This is a genomic window from Halopseudomonas sp. SMJS2, assembly GCF_029866945.1.
GTDB lineage: Bacteria > Pseudomonadota > Gammaproteobacteria > Pseudomonadales > Pseudomonadaceae > Halopseudomonas > Halopseudomonas bauzanensis.
Genome location: NZ_CP123445.1, coordinates 2,357,884 through 2,378,223, shown reverse-complemented (window position 1 = coordinate 2,378,223; position 20,340 = coordinate 2,357,884). Strand labels below are relative to the sequence as shown.

The 20,340-nt window shown below is 59.1% G+C and carries 18 protein-coding genes; 17 read left to right on the top strand and 1 reads right to left on the bottom strand.

Annotation, left to right across the window (positions count from 1 at the left end):
* The first annotated feature begins 149 nt into the window (after positions 1-149).
* From QAO71_RS11250 to QAO71_RS11235, 5 genes are all read left to right on the top strand, one after another.
* Positions 150-2,381: a tetratricopeptide repeat protein gene (locus QAO71_RS11250; protein WP_280164451.1), complete on the top strand. Its 2,232-nt coding sequence runs from the start codon at positions 150-152 to the stop codon at positions 2,379-2,381.
* 45 nt (positions 2,382-2,426) lie between these two features.
* A complete protein-coding gene (locus QAO71_RS18005; protein WP_348273395.1) occupies positions 2,427-2,726 on the top strand; it encodes a sulfatase-like hydrolase/transferase in 300 nt (99 codons plus the stop codon).
* Complete coding sequence (locus tag QAO71_RS11245; protein WP_348273394.1) at positions 2,723-4,609, top strand: sulfatase-like hydrolase/transferase; 1,887 nt, start codon at positions 2,723-2,725, stop codon at positions 4,607-4,609. Before QAO71_RS18005 ends, QAO71_RS11245 begins: the two co-directional genes overlap by 4 nt.
* Before the next feature lie 174 nt (positions 4,610-4,783).
* Positions 4,784-5,488, top strand: a complete 705-nt coding sequence (locus QAO71_RS11240; protein ID WP_280164450.1) for an SDR family oxidoreductase — start codon at positions 4,784-4,786, stop codon at positions 5,486-5,488.
* Positions 5,489-5,650: 162 nt separating this feature from the next.
* Positions 5,651-6,892, top strand: coding sequence for an FAD-dependent oxidoreductase (locus QAO71_RS11235; protein ID WP_036988758.1), 1,242 nt, complete (start codon positions 5,651-5,653; stop codon positions 6,890-6,892).
* A gap of 11 nt (positions 6,893-6,903) precedes the next feature.
* On the opposite strand, the gene QAO71_RS11230 is transcribed toward QAO71_RS11235, so the two are convergent.
* Positions 6,904-7,938, bottom strand: a complete 1,035-nt coding sequence (locus QAO71_RS11230; RefSeq protein ID WP_280164449.1) for an AraC family transcriptional regulator — start codon at positions 7,936-7,938, stop codon at positions 6,904-6,906.
* A 110-nt stretch (positions 7,939-8,048) separates the two neighbouring features.
* Here QAO71_RS11230 and QAO71_RS11225 point away from each other — a divergent pair, with 110 nt between their 5' ends.
* The 12 genes from QAO71_RS11225 (at position 8,049) to fliE (ending at position 20,314) form a co-directional block, all read left to right on the top strand.
* On the top strand, positions 8,049-8,957 hold the full coding sequence (locus QAO71_RS11225; protein ID WP_280164448.1) for a TauD/TfdA family dioxygenase: 909 nt from the start codon (positions 8,049-8,051) through the stop codon (positions 8,955-8,957).
* Positions 8,954-9,736 carry a fumarylacetoacetate hydrolase family protein gene (locus tag QAO71_RS11220; RefSeq protein ID WP_280164447.1) on the top strand — a complete coding sequence of 261 codons (783 nt, stop codon included), beginning with the start codon at positions 8,954-8,956 and terminating at the stop codon, positions 9,734-9,736. The genes QAO71_RS11225 and QAO71_RS11220 overlap by 4 nt, the downstream gene beginning before the upstream one ends.
* Before the next feature lie 882 nt (positions 9,737-10,618).
* Positions 10,619-12,085 carry a flagellin gene (locus QAO71_RS11215; RefSeq protein WP_280164446.1) on the top strand — a complete coding sequence of 489 codons (1,467 nt, stop codon included), beginning with the start codon at positions 10,619-10,621 and terminating at the stop codon, positions 12,083-12,085.
* 73 nt (positions 12,086-12,158) lie between these two features.
* The gene (locus tag QAO71_RS11210) at positions 12,159-12,518 is read left to right on the top strand and encodes a flagellar protein FlaG (protein WP_280164445.1); all 360 of its coding nucleotides are present in this window, start codon (positions 12,159-12,161) and stop codon (positions 12,516-12,518) included.
* A 158-nt stretch (positions 12,519-12,676) separates the two neighbouring features.
* Positions 12,677-14,146, top strand: coding sequence for a flagellar filament capping protein FliD (gene fliD / locus QAO71_RS11205; RefSeq protein WP_280164444.1), 1,470 nt, complete (start codon positions 12,677-12,679; stop codon positions 14,144-14,146).
* Between the two features lie 3 nt (positions 14,147-14,149).
* Positions 14,150-14,518, top strand: coding sequence for a flagellar export chaperone FliS (gene fliS / locus QAO71_RS11200; protein ID WP_074778082.1), 369 nt, complete (start codon positions 14,150-14,152; stop codon positions 14,516-14,518).
* A gap of 240 nt (positions 14,519-14,758) precedes the next feature.
* On the top strand, positions 14,759-15,139 hold the full coding sequence (gene fliS, locus QAO71_RS11195) for a flagellar export chaperone FliS (RefSeq protein ID WP_074778088.1): 381 nt from the start codon (positions 14,759-14,761) through the stop codon (positions 15,137-15,139).
* Between the two features lie 19 nt (positions 15,140-15,158).
* Positions 15,159-15,455, top strand: coding sequence for a flagellar protein FliT (locus QAO71_RS11190; protein WP_280164443.1), 297 nt, complete (start codon positions 15,159-15,161; stop codon positions 15,453-15,455).
* 232 nt (positions 15,456-15,687) lie between these two features.
* A complete protein-coding gene (locus tag QAO71_RS11185) occupies positions 15,688-17,169 on the top strand; it encodes a sigma-54 dependent transcriptional regulator (RefSeq protein ID WP_280164442.1) in 1,482 nt (493 codons plus the stop codon).
* Between the two features lie 109 nt (positions 17,170-17,278).
* Positions 17,279-18,469, top strand: a complete 1,191-nt coding sequence (locus QAO71_RS11180) for an ATP-binding protein (protein ID WP_280164441.1) — start codon at positions 17,279-17,281, stop codon at positions 18,467-18,469.
* Complete coding sequence (locus tag QAO71_RS11175) at positions 18,466-19,884, top strand: sigma-54 dependent transcriptional regulator (RefSeq protein WP_280164440.1); 1,419 nt, start codon at positions 18,466-18,468, stop codon at positions 19,882-19,884. Before QAO71_RS11180 ends, QAO71_RS11175 begins: the two co-directional genes overlap by 4 nt.
* Before the next feature lie 94 nt (positions 19,885-19,978).
* The gene (fliE, locus tag QAO71_RS11170) at positions 19,979-20,314 is read left to right on the top strand and encodes a flagellar hook-basal body complex protein FliE (protein WP_280164439.1); all 336 of its coding nucleotides are present in this window, start codon (positions 19,979-19,981) and stop codon (positions 20,312-20,314) included.
* Positions 20,315-20,340 lie beyond the last annotated feature (26 nt).

Below are 20,340 nucleotides of genomic sequence, written 5' to 3'. Positions count from 1 at the left end.
GTAAAAACTCTAATTCTGCTTGGTGGCAGGGAAGTTATGGGCTAGACTCCTTCCCAAGACGAGGCGGGACTGCGTGAATTGCAGTCCTTTTCAGAGCCTCCCCTGCATTGGTCACGATGCCGAATAACAACAAAGAGTTTTGATGAGCCATGATCAGAAGACGTCTGTGGCTGCTGGCACCTTTTATTCTATTTGGTCCTGCGGAGTTAGCTCCGGCTCTCGATGGATCGCCGTCTGCCGCCTTGCCGGCAGCTCAGGAATGGGTGGATGAGGCCAGTTGCCAGAGTTGCCATGCCGAGCAGACTACCGACTGGCTGAATTCTCATCATCAATTGGCCATGCAACCGGCCACTGAAGAGACCGTGCTGGGCAACTTCGATCAGCAATCCTTGACCAGCGATGCTGAAACCAGCCGCTTTTTCCGCCGTGACGGTGGTTTCTGGATAAACACCCCAGGCGCTGATGGCAAACCAGCTGACTATCAGGTGGCCTATACCTTCGGCTTGGAGCCGTTACAGCAGTATCTCCTGCAACTGACCGATGGCAGCCTGCAGTCCCATGGCGCTGCCTGGGATGTGCCAGAGCAGCGCTGGTTTCATCTGTACGATGGCGAGGCAGTGGATCATCAGCACCGGTTGCACTGGAGTGGGGCGCAGCAGAACGCCGACTTCATGTGTGTCGAATGCCACACTACCGGCTTCCAGCGCGATTACGACCCGGTAGCCAATACCTATTCCAGCCAGTGGCAGGCGTTGGGTGTGGGGTGCCAGAGTTGTCATGGCCCGGCTTCGGGTCACCTGCAATGGGCGGAAAGTGAAAATAAAGCTGCGGCTGGGAAGGGCTTCGAGGCGAACTTGATGGGTACCGTCAGCGAGCCTGAAACCTGCGCCCGCTGCCATAGTCGCCGCATGCCGCTGGATAATGGCTACAGCCATGGCAACCAACTGCTGGATGATTACCTGCCGGTGATCCTCAGCGCCGACCTCTATGAGGTTGACGGCAAGATCCGGGATGAAGTGTTCGAGTACGGCTCCTTTCAGCAAAGCCGTATGCACGCTGCTGGGGTAGTCTGCTCGGATTGCCACAACCCCCATAGCGCCGAGTTGCGGGCGCCGGCCAATGCCGTCTGCACCCAGTGCCATAACCCGACCGGCAAGGCAACGAGGGCCGGAATCGACGCCAGCGGATTGCAGGCAAAGAACTATGATCATCCTTCCCATCACCACCACGCTGTCGGGTCGCAGGGTAGCCAGTGCGTCAGTTGCCATATGCCCGGCAAGCTGTACATGACCAATGACCTGCGCCATGACCACAGCTTCACTTCGCCAAATCCGCAACAGGCGCGCCAGTTGGGGCATTCAGACGCCTGCCTCGGCTGCCATCAACAAGCTGAAGATCAGATCGTCGCAGTCTTTGGCCAGTGGTACGCCGATGCCCAACCCCGAGATGGCGGTTACGCCCGGGACCTGCATGCGGTCCGGCAAGGGGGGAAGGGCGCCGCGCAGGCGTTGACGCGGCAACTGGAGCGCACCGATCTGGCGGATATCCGCCGTGCCACCCTGCTCAGCGAGCTGCCCAACTATCCATCAGCCGCTGCCCAGCGTGCCGTAGTCGAAGCGTTGAGTTCACCTTCCCCGCAGGTGCGCCACACCGCCGCTGGGCTGCTCGGCTCGTTGGTCGCGCCAAACCAGCAGATCAGCTTGTTGACCAGCCTGCTGGATGACCCGGTGCGGGCGGTCCGGTTGGAGGCCGCCTGGCAGTTATTGCAATTGGCTGCCGAATCCAACGTCGAGCCGCAGGTGTTGCGGCAACTGATCAGCGAATACGAGCAGAGCCAGCGCAGCATGCTCGAACGGGCCGAATCTCAGTTCAATCTGGCTGGCGTCTATCAACTGACCGGGCGCCTGGCGGAGGTTGAGCCAGCGCTGCAGCAGGCGCTGCGCCAGGATCCGACCTTCCATCCCGCACGGATCATGCTGGCGCAATGGCACGAGCAAGCCGCCGGCGACCCCGCAGGCGGGATGAGCCTGCTGCGTGAAGGCACCGAACAGTATCCCCAGGACCCCTCTCTGCAGCATGCCTACGGTTTGGCGCTGGTGCGCCAGAGCGAATATGGGCAAGCGTTGCGGGCCCTGCAACGTGCCCATGAACTGGCACCGGAGCAGGCCGAGTACGGCTATGTATTGGCCGTCGCCCTGCATGGCAATGGCCAGGTAGACGCCGCGCTGGAGCTGTTGCACAGCCAGGTGCAGGCGCAGCCGACCAATCGCAGAGCCCGGCAAGCCTTGATCAGTTATCTGCGTTCCGCAGGTAATCAAGTGGAGGCAGACTCGCTGTTGACGGAGCTGGCTGCACAAAACCCCGGTGACCCGCTGCTGTGACAGTCGGGCCTCTGACCGATAAAAAAAGCAAGAGAGGGATATGCCATGCAGTTCAGACTTTTACGTCAAGGTGCGTTGCTGGTTGCTTCGATGTCGCTGGCGTCCTGTTGGCTCGACAGTGACAGCAGCTCTTCATCATCCAATGATCCACCGGCAGCCGATCAGCCGCCGAATATCCTGTTCGTCATCATGGATGACGTCGGTATCGACCAGATGGAATCCTTCGGCTATGGCGGTAACAAGCCGCCAGCGGTCCCATCCATCGACGCCATTGCCGATAGCGGCATACGTTTCCGTAATGCCTGGGCAATGCCTGAATGCTCACCGAGCCGGTCGACTTCATGACTGGCCTCTATCCGATGCGCACCGATGTGCTGCAGGCCATCGGGCCAAGTGATCTATCCAACTCCCATGTCTCACCCTGGGACATGACCATTGCCAAAGTACTGGCCACCGCCGGTTATGAGAGTGGCATGTTCGGCAAGTTTCATTTGGGCGGTCCGGAGAACAACCCGGCCGAGAACAGTGCACCTGCCGCCCTGGGCTGGGAATACTTCTATGGGTGGGGTGGACTGCCGGGTTCGATCGACACCACTGCCGGTGGTGTCGGTGACGAAGGCGATTACTCCTGTGGCTTCGTACCCGGTGAAGACGATCCGGGTGGTGCTTATGGGGGAGCTTGCTTCGTGCCTAATCCGGGTGGCAGTGCCAGCTGCAGCGACATCGCCGGTGTCAACAGCTTCGGTGAGCCGGCCGGTTTGCAGTGCCTGACTCAAGGCGGGGTGCTGGTGCCGGATGCTACCTGTCAGGATGGGCAGCCAAGCTATGTGAAGTTCGATCAGGAAAACGGCCACTATGTCTCCCCGCTGCTGATCAACTGGGATGGCGAGGTGGAGGAGGTTAGTCTGGCTGATCCTCGTTCCAGAGGCTATCGTGCAACTATCGAGGTCGATTCGGCTATCGACTGGATCAACACACGCAGTGACGATACCCCATGGATGGCCACCGTGAGTTTCAGCTCGGCGCACACTCCGCTGCAGCATGCTCCCGCCGCTCTGGTGCCCTCCGGTGCTACGCAGATTCTGAGCGCTGACTGTACGGCCGGTGCACCACTCAATCAGAAGAACATCACCGACACGATGATTGAATCGCTGGACACCGAGCTGGGACGCCTGCTGGTGGAAACCGGTATCGCTACCCGAGCCAATGACGGCAGCCTGAACTATGATCCGCAAGCTACTGACGTCATGGTGGTTGTGGTTGGCGACAACGGCTCCTTTCCGCTTACAGTCAAGGAAGGCTTCGACCCGCAGCGCGCCAAGGGTACCGCGTACCAGACCGGTGTGTGGGTGCCGCTGGTGGTGTCCGGGCCCATGGTCGAGCAACCCAGCCGCAACGTGGAGCACATGGTTAACGCCGTTGACCTGTTCCAGTTGTTTGCGGACGTAGCAGGGGTAGATCTGGCCGAGGTAGCCCCCCAGGGCAATGATGCCGAAGAAATGTTCTCCTACCTGAGCAACCCAAGCCAAGGCAGTGTGCGCGAGCTCAACTTTGCCCATGGCGGGCTGAATATCCAGGCCAATGATGGTGTGAACGGGCCCTGCGTGTTCAACGGCGCGCTCTGCTCCCACACACCCACCACCAAATCCGTTTGCGGAGACAACGGCGGGATCTGGTGGGGGGCGGAGGCTGACGTTGGAGTGGATGGCGTTCTCAAGGAGGTGGAACACTGCTGGCAGGTCAACCAGGCAATCCATGAAGACAGCCCAGCCGACTATGAGCAGAACAAGATCGATATGGCAGCCACCGAGTACATGGCCATGCGCAATGATGAGTTCAAGCTGGTGCGCAACCTGGGGCTGGACTACGACCCCCTCACGGATGGAAGCAAGAGGATAGCAACCGAGGAGTTCTACCGTATCGACCAGGCGGCGCCGCAAGCCACTCTGGATGCCGACGGAACAGATCTCCTGGAAGGTTCGCTAACGGCCATCGAGCGGGAAAACTTCGAAGAGCTGGAATACCAACTCGATCTGTTGCTGAGCTCGCACAAAGCCTGTCCGGGCGATGGCAATGGTGATGGTGTGGTCGATCAGACTGATATCGACAACTATCAGCAGCTCAGTGCGGAATGGGGCAAGTCCAGCATGTACGACTTCAACCATGACGGCCTGACTGATGGGCAGGATCTGGCCATCATCCAGGCCAATCTGGGCGATTGCCCGTAGTAACAAGGCGATAACCGGTGCCCCGGTGTGATTCGATCGGGGGCCGGGAGGCAAAGCTGTGCAAGCAGGGCAGGGCGAAAGGCTCTGCCCTGCTTGTTTCAGCATGCTCAGTCTGGCTACTTTGGTCAGACTCTGGCATCGTCACTCATCCCTTTTCATCAAGGAGAACAGGCAATGGCCAATATCGTCATTACCGGTGCCAACCGTGGTATCGGACTCGCTCTGGTCAGAAACTATGTGGCTCGCGGTGACCGCGTCTACGCACTCTGCCGCGATCCGGACCAGGCAACCGAGCTCAAGCAGATCGCCAGCAGCGCTGCCGGCAAACTGACGTTGCATCCGGTTGATATGGCCGACGGCCGATCGATCGACAACATCACCCAGGCCCTGGGCAATACTTCTGTCGATGTTTTACTGAACGTCGCCGGCATTATCGGCGGCCGAACCGACAGTTTGACGCAGGCCCCGTTCACCGATGAGGATTTCGCCGCCTGGCGCGAGGCGTTTGAAATCATGACCATCGGCCCATTTCGAATGGTACAAGCGCTGCTGCCCAACCTCATCGCGGCCAAGGGCAAGGCACTGACCGTCAGCAGCCAGATCGCTGCCTCCACCTGGCCCTACGGCGGGATGTATGTCTATGGCGCCACCAAGGCTGCGGTCAACCGACTGATGTTGAGCCTGGCCATCGACCTCAAGGACAAGGGCGTCAGCATCGCCACCGTGCATCCCGGCTACGTTCAGACCGACATGGGCGGCCCCAACGCCGACATTACACCCCAGGAAAGCGCCAGTGGCATCCAGTCCGTAGTGGATAACCTGACACTGGAGAGCAGCGGCAGCTTCTTCAAATGGAATGGCGAACTGCATCCCTGGTAAGGCAAGCATAGATCGCCCTTATCGAGCCCCGACCTTGGGCTTCTCCTGGGAGGGACGAGCACCAGCTCGTCCACATCTCCTCAGGACCCAACCCACCCAAACCCTTGCTAGACTCTCTCCCATAGCACCAGTATCTGTTGTTTCCACAGCCAGGAGTTCTTCATGTCGCGTAACACCCTCGTCCTTGGCGCCGGTATGGTCGGCGTTTCCGTTGCCTGGCACCTTGCCCGTCGCGGCCACAACGTCACGCTGATAGATCGCCGTGAGCCGGGCCGTGAAACTTCCTTCGGCAATGCTGGCATCATCCAGCGCGAGGCCGTGCGCCCCTACGCCTTCCCGCGGGATCTCGGCACTCTGTTGCGCGTACTGCCCAACCGCGAAGTGGACATCCGTTACCGGCCCACCGGCATGGTCAGCGCTGCCGTTCCCCTGTTGCAGTATTGGCACAACTCCGGCGGGTCGCGCTATGAACGTATCGTCAAGGAGTGGGCTTCACTGATCATGCGTTGCCAGGATGCTCATGCTCCCATGATCGAAGCCGCCGGCGCCGAAGATCTGATCCGCAAAGGTGGCTGGCTGGAGTTGTACCGCACCCAGGGCGCTCTGGATGAGCGAATAGCGAAGGCACGCGAAGACCATGAGCGTTTCGGTGTGGAATACGAAGTGCTCAATGCTGAACAGTTGCAGGCAACGGAACCGCATCTTGCCAGGGAACTGGTGGGAGCTATTCACTGGACCCAGCCCTGGATGGTGTCGGACCCCGGCGCGTTGGTGCAAGCCTATGCCCGCAGCTTCGTCGAGCAGGGCGGGCGCCTGATGCAGGCCAGTGTCGAAGGTGTTGCCCGGGAAGGCAGCGGCTGGCACGTGACCACCAGCGAAGGCGCACTCGAAGCCGACCAGGTAGTGGTTGCCCTCGGTCCCTGGTCGAGCGACCTGCTGACGCAGCTGGATATCAAGGTCCCGCTGTTCGTCAAACGTGGCTATCACATGCATTACTCGACCGAGCAGGGCGCTACCCTCAATCACTGGGTCATGGATGCCGAACGTGGTTTTCTGCTTGAACCCATGCGCGCCGGTATTCGCCTGACCACGGGCGCCGAACTCGCCGACCTGAACGCACCGCCCAAATACAAGCAACTCGCTGCGGCCGAACGCGCCGCGCGCAATCTTTTCCCCCTTGGCAAACGCCGCGACGCCGAACCCTGGAAAGGCGCCCGTCCCTGTATGCCGGACATGAAACCGGTCATTGGCCCGGCACCGGGCAAAGACGGCCTGTGGCTGGCCTTCGGGCATGGTCACCAGGGCTTCACCCTGGGACCGGCGACCGGCGAATTGCTGGCGCAGATGATGGATGGGGAAACGCCGGCGATTGATATGACGCCGTTTGCGGTGGATCGGTTCTGACGGGGCTGCCCTTATGTAAGTGCTCGGACCATGCTGTCGTCGTCCTGGAGACGACGCCACTGGTCCGGGGACATGCCATTCCAGCGCTTGAAGGCCCGTGAAAAGCTGGCGGCCTCGGCATACCCCAGCTGTTGAGCGATGCTTTCCAGCCCCAGCATGCTGTCACGCAGCAGGCGTTCCGCCAGATTGCGTCTGACTCGGTCATGCAACATGCGAAACGGCTGTTTCTCATCCGCCAACCGGCGATGCAGAGTGCGTTCTGACATGCCCAGACGGACGGCTACCTCATCAGCACGGCATGGCTTGCCGGAATGACTCATCAATTGTTGCAGTACCCGCCGTGCCAGTGTGCCCTGTATATCAGCCAGCCCGTCGCAGAGACGCTCGCATAGCAGCGCGCAGCTGCGCTGGGTCTGGGCGTTGGCAAGAGGCAGCGGGCTGTCCAGATCCTGCCGAGCGATCAGCATGCCGTCATGGGATTGCGCGAGCGCAATGGGGCAGCTGAAATAGTCGCGGTAACGATCGGCCAGCGCCGGCTCCGACCCAGACAGGGATATCCGCAAAGGCATGAAGGGGCGCTGCAGCAATTCGCCGAATAGCCGCAGCCAGGCCGTCAGCCCACGCCCGACCACCAGGTCGCGAGCATCCTCGGGCAGCACGCTGCTATCCAGAGACATCCACACTCCCTCTTCGCAGAGCGAAAGCGTGACCGGGCAGATCGCCAGCGACAATGAGCGAAAACGGCTGCTGATCCGGATTGCTTCCCAGAGATTGGGGCTGGACAGCATGGCATAGCCCAGCAGCCCCAGACAGGTCAGGTGATAGCAATCCCCCATCTGCATCCCGAGGCCGGGATCTGGCCGGAGCGCTACCAGATTGCGAATGGCAGCCAATTCCTGCCACAGCTGGTATCCACTGCCTTCAGCCAGTCGTTGCTGCTGCAAACCGGTATTTGCCAGGCAGGCATCGGCGGATATACCAGCGGTTGCGGCTACCTGTAACAGGTAGCTGATATTGGTGTTGTCGCGCTGCTGTCGCCAATCCATATGATGCTCCTGGCAGGATGGCAGTAAAAGTCATGGGATGGCGGTGATTATCATGGTTTGCTGCGGCAGCTTCCAGCACTGTAGCCAAAACACAACAAGAGAGCGCCGCCATGCCTGAATTCTTCTATACCACTGCAGCCAACAATCCAGCCCGGGATCATCACCATTTCACCGCAACGCCAGTGGCTGGTTCACTGGGCGCTGATGTGACGGGTATTGACCTCAATCAGCTGTCAGAAGAAGGCCAGGCAGAACTGCGCCAGGCATTGATGGATCACCAGGTTCTGTTTATCCGGGACCAACAGCTGAGTCTCGGCCAGTTCGAGGCGGTGACCCAGCGCTTTGGCGAATTCGGCAAGGAGCCTTACGTCAAGACCATGGCTGATCATCCGAATCTCGTCCACGTGGTCAAGGAAGCAAGTGAAGGCTCGCCGGTCATCTTCGGCGGTGCCTGGCATACCGACTGGACCTTCCAGGAACGCCCGCCGGCCTTCACCTTGCTCTATGGCCATGATGTGCCGACCAGTGGCGGCGACACCCTGTATGCCAATATGTATCTGGCCTACGAGTGGCTGTCCCCGGCGATGAAAAAGATGCTGCACAACCTGCGTGGCGTTCATAGCCCGGAGGCCGCCTATGGCCCCAACAGCCGACACAATGCGGGCCTGGAAAACATGAACATACTCTACGGCGAGTCGGTGGACGATGAGGTGCGCTCCCATCCCCTGGTAACCAAACACCCGGAAACCGGCCGCAGCGTCCTGTTCGCCAACCCAGCCTACACCCTCGGTATCGAGGGCATGAAACCCGAGGAGTCTCGGCCGATACTCGACTACCTGTTCTCGGTGGCCTCGGCCGCGACTTTCACCTGCCGTATGCGCTGGGCACCAGGCACCCTGGCGATCTGGGACAACCGCTGCACCTGGCACTTGCCATTGTCGGACTATCATGGGGCACGCCGGGAAATGTTCCGTAGCACCGTCGTCGGCGAGGCGCCGGAACAGGCGGATCAGCCATGAGCGAGGACTTCCAGCCAAACGCTCTCGCTGATGAGCTCTACCTGGCCCGACGGCAACGTCAGCCCGGTGTCGGGTTAGCCGAGCGCTATCCGTTGGCGACGCTGGATCAGGCGCAACGAGTAAGTGAATACCTGATAACCCGCTATCTGGCCGGTGGGCAGACCATTGCCGGCAGCAAGCTCGGGTTGACCGATACGCGCATGCAAGCAGCGCTGGGCTTGGATAGCCCGTTGATTGCGATACTGCTTAGCGGCTGGCAGATCAGTGGCGGCACGCTAGACATCAGTCAGTTTCTGCTGCCCAAGCTCGAGATGGAAGTGGCATTCCTGTTTTCCGCTGCCATCGATGATCCGGAAATAACTGATGCGGCCCTGCAGCAAGCGATCTCCGGGGTAACGGTCGCGCTGGAAATCTGTGACTCGGCCTATCAAGGCGGCCCTCGTTCATTGTTCGAGGCGGTCGCTGACAACCTGTCATCGGGCGGCTTCATATTGGGAGAACAGTACCACCCAGCTGATCCCCAGGCCCTGGCAGAACTGAGCGCCACCCTGACCAATCACGGCAAGCCAATAGCCGAGGGCAATGCCAGCCAATGCATGGGTAGCCCCTGGAACGCCTGTCGCTGGCTGGTGCAAGAACGGGCGCGTGACGGCAACCCGGTACAGGCCGGAGAAATCCTCCTGTCCGGCTCACTGGGGCCAATGGTACCGATTCAGGCCGGCGACCGGTTGGAGTTGGAAATGGGTTACCTGGGCAGGCTTGGTTGCGCCGTAGTCTGAGCCGGGGAAAGCGTACCTGGCCCTTTTTCTGCTACCGCTCGCGCAAGCGGTAACACTCGAACGGGGTGAAAGGTATCACTTGCCCCATGCGGGACTGGCTTCGGCATCGCTGATTTTTAGTAACTTATTGATTTTAAACGGAATGCTAAAGGTGGCACGCTATCTGCTTTGTATTTGATCACAATAAAAATAATAACGCTAAGCGCAAAACTCAATAACAAAAACAAGATTCAGCTCCACACATAACAAGAACAAAACGTGCGAGTGCAGCAAACTGATTTTTTTGGAGAATGGGGGAACAACTTCCTGCGCATCCAAAGCAATCCGCTTGCTTTAAGCAACCCGGGATGGGTTCCAGGGTGGCAATGCCACCGGCTCAAAAGAACAAGAAAAGCTCAAGAACAACAAGAACACCATTAAGGGGAGCGAAAGCTCCCCTTTGAGCTTTATGGCTGCATACTCATCAAGCAGGTGCAGGTATTTCGGATGGTATCGATGGCACTCGTTTGCCAGCCTGGCGAGCGCTAGCCAAACCTTCTGGATGGCCCCCCCCCTTTATCAGACCTGAAGATCAATCCCGGGAAAGGTGGTTGGTCGAGCAGAGGCTACGCATCGTCCCGTGCTATTTGCCAGCTGGGGAATGTAGCTGATCCCTGCAATCACCCTAAAGCTTTCTCCGTCTCGCCCGATAACCCCTACATCGGCGATAGCTGCTTTTGAGCCTGTCAAGGCACCGCGAAAAGTTTTTTGAAAAATGATTAAAGCTCTTCGCCAGCACGCCGATACAGAAACTGAATGCGAACACTATGGTTGCCTGAGGTGATGGGCACATGAGTCGCAAGCTCAGGCAAACATTATTTCGGTCTAATTGGAGAATTACCCATGGCCCTGACAGTAAACAGCAACATTGCTTCCCTGAACGCTCAGCGCAACCTGAGTGGTTCTACCAATGCCCTGTCCACTTCGCTGGAGCGTCTGTCTTCCGGTTCGCGCATCAACAGCGCAAAGGATGACGCAGCTGGTCTGCAGATTTCCAACCGTCTGACCAGTCAGATCAACGGCCTGAACGTGGCTGTCAAGAACGCCAACGACGGTATGTCCATGGCACAGACCGCTGAAGGTGCCCTGCAAGAATCCACCAACATCATGCAGCGCATGCGTGACCTGGCTCTGCAGGCTTCCAACGGTTCCAACTCTGCTGAAGAGCGCAAGGCTTTGAACCAGGAGTTCAGCAACCTGTCTGGTGAGCTGACCCGTATTGCTGAAACCACTACCTTTGGTGGTAAGAGCCTGCTGAACGGTACTTTGACCGGTGAGAGCTTCCAGGTTGGTTCCAACGCGGGTGAGACTCTGTCTTTCAGTATTGGTGACATGAGTGCCAAGGGGTTGACTGGTACATCGACGCTGGCTAGCGCTACTGGTGGTCTTGCGACTGGTTTCAATGAGCAGGGTGAGCTCAGTGCCGCTACCAGCATCAAGTTGAACGGCACTCTCGTCAACTTTGAAGAGGGCGATACTGTTGACAAAGTCGTAGATAAGATTAACAACGCCAGTACCGGTGTGACCGCTACTAAAGCTGAGATCGCAGCCGATCCTGATGCTACACCTGCGACTGAGGCTGGTGTTGGTATCAACTTGAGCTCGCTCGAGGACTTTTCAGTGGATGGTCTTGGTGTAGAGGCGCTTGGTCTGGAGCGTGCTGGTACCGAGGCTCGCACTGAATATACAGCAACAGGTACTACATTTACCGCTCCAGGAGCAGCCTCTACATTCACCATTACGGTTGACGGAGAGGACACGACTATTGACGTCTTGGATAGCGATACTGTCCAGACTCTGATGGATAGAATTAATGAGGATACTGCAACTACTGGTGTTACTGCTTCCTTGAATACGGACGAGGATGCACTGGTTCTGACATCTGACGCCGCATTCACTTTAGGGGGGACTGCAACTGATGCGGGCCTTACTGTAGGTGCGGCAACTGATAACGAGATTGCAGCTGTCTCTAAGGTGGAGGCTGAGCCTGAGACACACACACTCGACAGCCTGGATGTTCTCAATGTCGAAAACGCTCAAGTAGCCATCCAGGCCCTGGACGACGCGATTGCCTCGGTAGACAGCACCCGTGCTGACCTCGGTGCCGTGCAGAACCGCTTCGAGTCGACTATCAGCAACCTGCAGAACATTTCTGAAAACGCTTCCAACGCACGTGGTCGCATCATGGACACCGACTACGCAGCCGAGTCTGCCAACCTGGCCAAGAACCAGATCATGCAGCAGGCTGGTACTGCGATGCTGGCTCAGGCCAACCAACTGCCGCAAGCAGTCCTCAGCCTGCTGGGCTAAGGTAAGTTAGCGGTATGACTGGCGGGGGAAGGGGCGACTCTTCTCCCGCTTTGTCCTGTGTGGAGGAAAAACCATGGATATGGGATCGCTCAACAACAGGGCTGGGGTAGGGGCTGTCGCGCCTGCTGCCAGAACGAACGAGATAACAGCTGCGGCTGTCGCCCAACCGGTGACCGAGGCGCGGAAGAATGACAGCATGGCCGAACCGGATCGTGAGCAGGTGCTGACGGCGGTGGCGGATATGCAGGATTATGTACAGGCGGCCGGACGCAATATCCAGTTCCAGGTGGATGATGACAGCGGCCGCATGGTGGTGAAAGTGACCGAGGCGAGCACGGGGGATGTGATCCGCCAGATGCCATCGGAGGAAGCGTTGCGGCTGGCGGAGAACTTGTCAGAGATTCGCAGTGTATTGTTCAGTGGCGAGGTCTGACAGCGGCGAAGCTGTAGGAGCGGGCTTGCCCCGCAAAACCCTGGTATGCGTCCTCGCCGGCCTGACCTGTGGAATGCTGGCATGATTTCTGCTTAGGTGGTGTGAGGTTTCATTATTCAGCGGCGAACCGTCAATAAACGGTCGTAGAGGGTAGGATTATGGCAATTACCGGTATCGGCTCAGGTATGGATGTTAACGGCATGGTCAAGGCACTGCTCAATGCAGAGGCTGCGCCAAAGACCGCCCAACTTGATCGACTGGAAAAATCTACCACCTCCAAGGTCTCGGCACTGGGGCAATTTCGCAGTGCCTTGTCGACCTTCCAGGATGCCCTCGGCAAGCTGAATGATGCCTCCCTGTTCGAGAAGCGCAGTGCCACTTCCAGCGCAGCTGGCATTGTCAGTATCACCGCCGACTCCAAGGCGGTTGCCGGCAATTACAACGTGCAGGTGTTCAACCTGGCGCAGACCAGCAAGGTCGCGCTGGCCGGGTTCGACAACGCCAGCGATGCGCTGGGTACCGGTACCCTGACCATCAATGTCGGCGACGAATCACTGGATATCGACGTGGGCGAGGGTAACAACAGCCTGACCGGTATCCGCGATGCGATCAACGCGGCCGGCAAGGAGATGGGGCTGAGCGCGACCATCGTCAATGACCCGAGCGGTGAGGGCGGTGCGCGATTGGTGCTGAGTTCAACGGCATCGGGTACCGACAATGACATCAGCGTGACGGTGTCGGACGCAACAGGTGAGTTGGGCGCGCTGGCATTTGCGCCGCCGTCTGGCACTGACGCAGACTTTCAGCCAACTCCTGTGGATGCTGACAACCCCCGCGCGGCCCGAGTAATCAGCTATTCCCGTGATGCGAATTTCGCCATTGACGGTATCAACCTGAGCAGTGCCAGCAATACTGTTGAAGATGCCATCGAGGGTGTGACACTGACTCTCAAGGCGGCGCAGTCGCAAGAAGCGCTGGATAATGCCGAAACCGTCAATCTCGGCGTGGCAGTGGACCAGGCCGGCGTCAAGAAATCCATTACCGAGTTTGTCGACGCTTATAACAAGATGCTCGACAGCGTCAATGCGCTGACCAATGTGACGCCAATCGCCGATGGAGATTCTGAACCCCTCACAGCCGCTCTGGTGGGTGATTCATCGGTACGCTCCTTCATGAACGCCATGCGCAGCGAGTTGGGATCACCGGCCAGCGGCGAGGGCATACGCATCCTGGCAGATCTGGGCATCAGCACCGAGCGCGACGGCAAGCTGAAGCTGGACAATGACAAGCTGGACAAGGCACTGGATAACAATCTGGAGCAGGTCAGCAGCTTCTTTACTGGTGAACAGGGCTTGATGGGACGGTTGGAAGAGAGGGTCAAGCCCTTCACCGAAAGCGGCGGCATTCTGGATAACCGCACCAAGGCTCTGCAGAACACTCTCACCGGTCCCGGCGGTGTTGATGATCAGCGGGAAACGCTGGCCATGCGGCTGAGCAAGATGGAAACGCGCCTGTTCGCCCAATTCAACGCCATGGATGCGCTGATTTCACAAATGAACAGCACCAGCTCCTTCCTGACCGCCCAACTCGACAGCCTGCCCGGCGTCGTCAACCAGAACAAGAAGTAAACCATGAAAAGCCCTATCGATACCTACAAGCAGGTCAATCTGGCGCAGGAAGTATCCCAGTACCGCGCGGTACAATTGTTGCTGGCCGGTGCAATCGAGCGCCTGAAGCTGGCTCGTCACGCCCAGGCGACCGGCAACCCGGAGCGGCGCGGTACAGCGGTGAGCAGCACCATCAGCATTATCGGCGCGCTACAGGCTTCGCTGGACAAGGATCTGGGCGGCGAGATTGCCGAGAACCTGGATGGCCTCTACGACTACATGACCCGCAAGCTGGCAGGCGTGGCGTTGGACGATACGCCGCGTTCGCTGGATGAAGTGCAGCAGCTGCTGGAAGAACTCAAGGAAGGTTGGGACGCGATTGAGCCGAAGTAGGCTGGTTATGTAGTCCTTACCAATGACAAACCCCGGTGCGCCGGGGTTTGTTGTTTCTGGGGTAGAGTCGTTCAGGCTGCGCTCGTTGTGTGCCAAGGTTTGGTTGAGTCGTCGTCGAGCGGGTGCTCGGCAACCCGGGGCGGGCGCTCGGCTGGGGAACTTCTTCCATTTTCTCCTCAAGTTTCCCATCCGCTGCCGATAACTGAATTATGTGCAACACATCTTCAGGAAGCTTGTCATATGAATGCCTACGCAATGAAACAGTACCAGACCGTCAACGTCCACGCTCAGGTGACCGAGGCTGATCCGCATCGGCTGATCCAGATGCTGCTGGAAGGCGGGCTGCAGCGGATTGCGCAGGCGAAGGGGGCGATGGAGTATGGCAATATCGGATTGAAGGGTGAGCTGATCGGCAAGGCGATGGGTATTATTGGTGGTTTGCGTGATGCAGTCGACACCGAGAAAGGTGGCGAAATAGCAGCAAATCTGGATAATCTCTATGCCTTCATGCAACAGCGGCTGAGCCAGGCGAACCTGAAGAACGATCCGGCCATGCTGGAGGACGTCGCCAAACTGTTGCGTGAGATCAAAGAGGGTTGGGATGGCATTCGCCAGTCCTGAGCCACCCGGGAGATTAGTCATGGCCGTTGCCGTTGAACAATTGCAGGAAACCCACAAGGCGCTGATCGCCGCAGTGCAGGCGGGAGATTGGCAGCAAGTGGGTGAGCTTGATCGGCTGTGCCGCGAGCAGGTGCAGCAGGCCATGGCCCAGCCGGACCGGGATGAAGTGGCGCTGGCCGAATTGCTGAGTTCGCTGTCCGAAACCTATCGCGAGGTGATTGGACTCTGCCAGGCAGTGCAGGGCAAGCTGGCTGAAGAGCTGCAGGGCGTGCAGCGCAGTCGGCAAGGCGCCAAGGTCTATCAGATGTTCAGCTGAGTTCCGCTCTCCCACTTAATAGTTGGTCGGTAGGCTGGATCCTCGGCCTGCGCCGAGGATGGTGAAAGGGTGGTGGTTGTCATAGATCATCTATCCGATCAGTAGCACCATAAAAGTGCGCCAAGTATTTGACTCGTACCTTCAATCCCTCTACCTTTACTTCTGTACCCGCAGTTATGGCTCTATGCCATTGCTTTGTGCGTGTAACTGGAAAAAGGACCTCCTGCCTCTCATGCAGCTCAATAGCCATATCCTGCTGATCGATGATTGCCCGCGTAGCCGCCATGATCTCAATCTGATTCTCGGATTTCTTGGGGAAGATACACTGTCCGCCCACTCGGCTGCGTGGCAGGAAGAAGTCGCCACGCAACTGTCCTCTGCTGCGGCGGTCAAGTGTGTGATCGTGGGCCAGTGCGAGCATCCGGTGGGTACGGATGCGCTGATCAGCCAGCTCGATAAGTGGGATGCCCACTTGCCGGTGGTGATGCTGGGCCGCGAACGTATAACCAACTGGCCGGAACAGCTGCGCCAGCGCCTGTTGAGTGTGTTGGAGCCGCCACTCAGCTATAACCAGTTGTTGGATACTCTGCATCGGGCACAGGTCTATCGTGAGGTCTTCGACGACGGGCAACGCAAGCGCCAGCGCGAGCCGAACCTGTTTCGCAGTCTGGTAGGCACCAGTCGGCCAATTCAGGCCGTGCGGCAGATGATGAAGCAGGTGGCCGATACCGAGGCCACGGTGCTGATTCTCGGCGACTCGGGCACCGGCAAGGAGGTGGTGGCGCGCAATCTGCATTACCATTCCCAGCGCAAAGATGCCCCGTTCGTACCGGTCAACTGCGGGGCGATTCCCGCGGAGCTGCTGGAAAGCGAGTTGTTCGGCCATGAAAAGGGCGCCTTCACCGGGGCGATTACCAGCCGCGCTGGGCGTTTTGAACTGGCTGCTGGCGGTACTCTGTTCCTGGATGAAATCGGCGACATGCCAATGAGCATGCAGGTCAAACTGCTGCGGGTATTACAGGAACGCACCTTCGAGCGGGTGGGCAGCAACAAGCCGCAGAAGGCGGATGTGCGAGTGATTGCCGCCACGCACAAGAATCTGGAACAGATGATCATCGACGGCACCTTCCGTGAGGATCTGTACTACCGTCTACACGTTTTCCCCATCGAGATGCCGCCACTGCGCGAGCGTATCGAGGATCTGCCGTTGCTGCTCAATGAGCTGATCACCCGGTTGGAAAAGGAACGGCGTGGCTCCATTCGTTTCAGCAGCGCGGCCATCATGTCTCTGTGTCAGCATCCCTGGCCGGGCAACGTGCGGGAGTTGGCCAACCTGGTCGAGCGTATGGCAATCATGCATCCCCATGGGGTGATCGGAGTAGGCGAGCTGCCGCGTAAGTTCCGTTATGTTGAGGACGACCATGACGACCTGCGTCAACTGCACAAGGAGGGGGAAGAAAACGTCTGGCAACCCGGCGCACCATCGCTGGACAATCCGGCGGGCTTGCCTCCTGAGGGGCTCGATCTGAAGGACCATCTGGCTGGTCTGGAGCAGTCGCTGATTCAACAGGCGTTGGACGAAGCCAATTATGTCGTTGCGCGGGCGGCGGAGCGGTTGCGTATTCGGCGGACCACTTTGGTGGAGAAGATGCGTAAGTACGGTATGCAGCGTGATGGTGATGGCGGTGGCGACAAGGAAGCGTCAGAAGCCTGACGGTATAATCAGTTGTATATAGCTCAACCTATTGATTTATAGCTAATTATTTTTAATGGCACAGCCCTTGCTTGAGTCCCCTGAGTAGTGTTTTTATCAGGGGATTGTGATGGTTGCCACTGCTCCAAATCTGCCGCAGGACACGCAGGAAAAGGAAAATCTGGAACAGGCTTACGGTCTGTTCAGCCGGATGTCCGATCAGTTGCGCGAGTCGCATGGGCTGCTCGAACAGCAGGTTGAGCAGCTGCAGGCGCAACTGCTCGAGGTCAATGCCCAGCGCACCCGCGAGTTGGCCGAGAAAGCCTGCCTGGCCGGCCGTCTGCAGAACCTCCTGGACCTATTGCCCGGTGGTGTCATCGTGCTGGACGGCCGTGGTGTGGTGCGTGAAGCCAACCCGGTGGCCCGCGACTTGCTCGGCGAGCCCCTCGAAGGTCAGCTCTGGCGCGAACTGATCCGCGACCGCTTTGCCCCCCGTGATGATGACTACCATGAAGTATCTCTGCGTAGCGGTCGTCGCGTGTCACTGGCAACGCGCTCCCTGCGCGGTGAGCCGGGGCAGATTATCCTGCTGACCGATCTGACCGAAACCCGTCGTCTGCAATCCCAACTGGCACGCAACGAGCGGCTGTCCGCTTTGGGGCGGATGGTCGCCTCGCTGGCGCATCAGATCCGCACCCCCCTGTCCACCGCGCTGCTATATGCCAGCCATCTGCACCAGCCGGAGCTCTCGGTCACGCACCGCCAGCGCTTCAGCCAGCGGCTCAAAGATCGCCTGCAAACCATCGAGCAGCAAGTGCGGGACATGCTGTTGTTTGCCAAGGGTGATCTGCCGCTGACCGATCTGGTGAGCGCGAACGACCTCTTTGCCAGCCTGCAGCAACAGGCCGAGACGCTGATCGAGGAATCCGCAGCGAACTGCCGCTGGGAGGACCATTGCCCGGCGGGCGTGCAACTGCAATGTAACCGGGAAACCTTGATCGGTGCGGCGCTCAATCTGATCGACAACGCCATACAGGCCGGCGCACCCGCCGCGCGGCTGAAGGTCTGCCAACGCCTGCAGGAAGGGCGGTTGAGTCTGAGTGTAGTGGACGCCGGGCGTGGGATGACGGCGGCGGAACTGGCGAAAATCGGTGAGCCTTTCTATACCACCCGGTCCCAGGGCACCGGGTTGGGAGTATCGGTGGTGAAATCAGTAGCCCACGCCCATGGCGGGGCTTTCCTGCTGCGGAGTCGAGCCGGCCAGGGCACCTGGGCGGAGCTGGTCGTGCCGGTGCAATCATTCGGAGGCCAGCCAGCATGACCGGACCACGCATTCTGTTGGTGGAAGATGACCGGGCACTGCGCGAAGCACTTGCCGATACCCTGCTTCTGGGCGGTTACGATTATCTGGAGGCTGCCGATGGCGAGCAGGCGCTGGCATTGCTACAGCGGCACACGGTGGCGATGGTCATCAGCGATGTGAACATGCCGGGCATGGACGGCCACGCTCTGTTGCAGGTATTGCGCGAGCGGCATCCGCAATTGCCGGTGCTGCTGATGACCGCCTATGGCACGGTGCAGAATGCAGTGGAGGCCATGCGCATGGGTGCGGTGGACTATCTGGTCAAACCCTTCGAGCCCTCGGCGCTCCTGGGCTTGATAGCGCAGCATGCCCAGGGGCGGCTGCAAGTTGGCGCGGATGATGGACCCGTGGCGGCCGATCCGGCCAGCCAGCAATTGCTGCAGCTGGCACAGCGGGTAGCTGCCAGTGACTCAACGGTGTTGATTTCCGGCGAGTCGGGGACCGGCAAAGAGGTGTTGGCGCGCTATATTCACCAGCAGTCGCCCCGTGCCAGCCAGCCGTATATCGCCATCAACTGCGCGGCGATTCCGGAGAACATGCTTGAAGCAACGCTGTTCGGTCATGAGAAGGGTGCCTTTACCGGCGCTGTGGCGGCAGCGCCGGGCAAGTTCGAACAGGCCAATGGCGGCACCCTGTTGCTGGACGAGATTTCCGAGATGCCGCTGGCGCTGCAGGCCAAGCTGCTGCGCGTGTTGCAGGAGCGGGAGGTTGAGCGGGTGGGTGGGCGCAAGCTGATCCAGCTGGATATCCGCATCATCGCCACCACCAACCGCGACATGCCGGCTGAAGTGGCTGCCGGCCGGTTCCGGGAGGATCTGTATTACCGGCTCGGCGTGTTCCCGCTGCAATGGCAACCACTGCGCGGCCGGCCAGCGGATATTCTGCCGATCGCCGAGCGGTTGCTGGCCAAGCATATCGGCAAGATGAATCAGAGCCCGGTCCGCTTTGCGCCGGATGCCTGTCAGGCACTGCAGCAGCATGCCTGGCCGGGTAACGTGCGGGAGCTGGATAATGCCGTGCAGCGCGCGCTGATTCTGCAACAGGGTGGGGTGATTCGGGCGCAGGATTTGTGTCTGGCCACTGCGCCCGGTAGCGCGATCATGCCAGCCGATATGGCAATGCCTCTGGTTGCGCCGCTGCCGGCACCCAGTCAGCTGTACGCCGTGCCGGCTAGCCCGGTAGCGGGTGCCGGGTTGGGGCATGACGTGAAGCAGCGCGAGTTTCAGCTGATCATCGATACCCTGCGCGCAGAACGCGGTCGGCGTAAAGAGACGGCGGAGCGGCTGGGTATCAGCCCGCGGACGCTGCGATATAAGTTGGCGCAAATGCGGGATGCGGGGCTGGATGTGGAAGGGAAGGTGTTTGTCGGATAGCGGCTTGTCGCGGCAGGCTTAATTTGGCACCAATCTTGCTCTATAACTTCCAAAGCTGATTTTGCCGTCAAAATATCCACGGCCTGGAGGAATCATGACGCAGGGTGTCGAATTCAATCGTCTGATGTTGCAGATGCGTTCCATGCAGATGGAGGCGATGAGCCGTCCGCAGCCGGCGGTGGCTCCGGTGGCGCAGGACGTGAACGCGCCGGTATTCGATGATCTGTTGCAGCAGGCAGTCAACCGCGTCAATGAACTGCAGAAGACCACCAGCGAGTTGCAGACCGGGTACGAGCGTGGGGTGCCGGGGATCGATCTGGCGGAAGTGATGGTGGCCTCGCAGAAGTCCAGCGTTGCCTTCCAGGCCATGACCCAGGTGCGCAACAAGCTGATTACCGCGTATGAAGACATCATGAAGATGCCTATCTGATTCAGCCCGCTGTTTCGTTTTCGAGG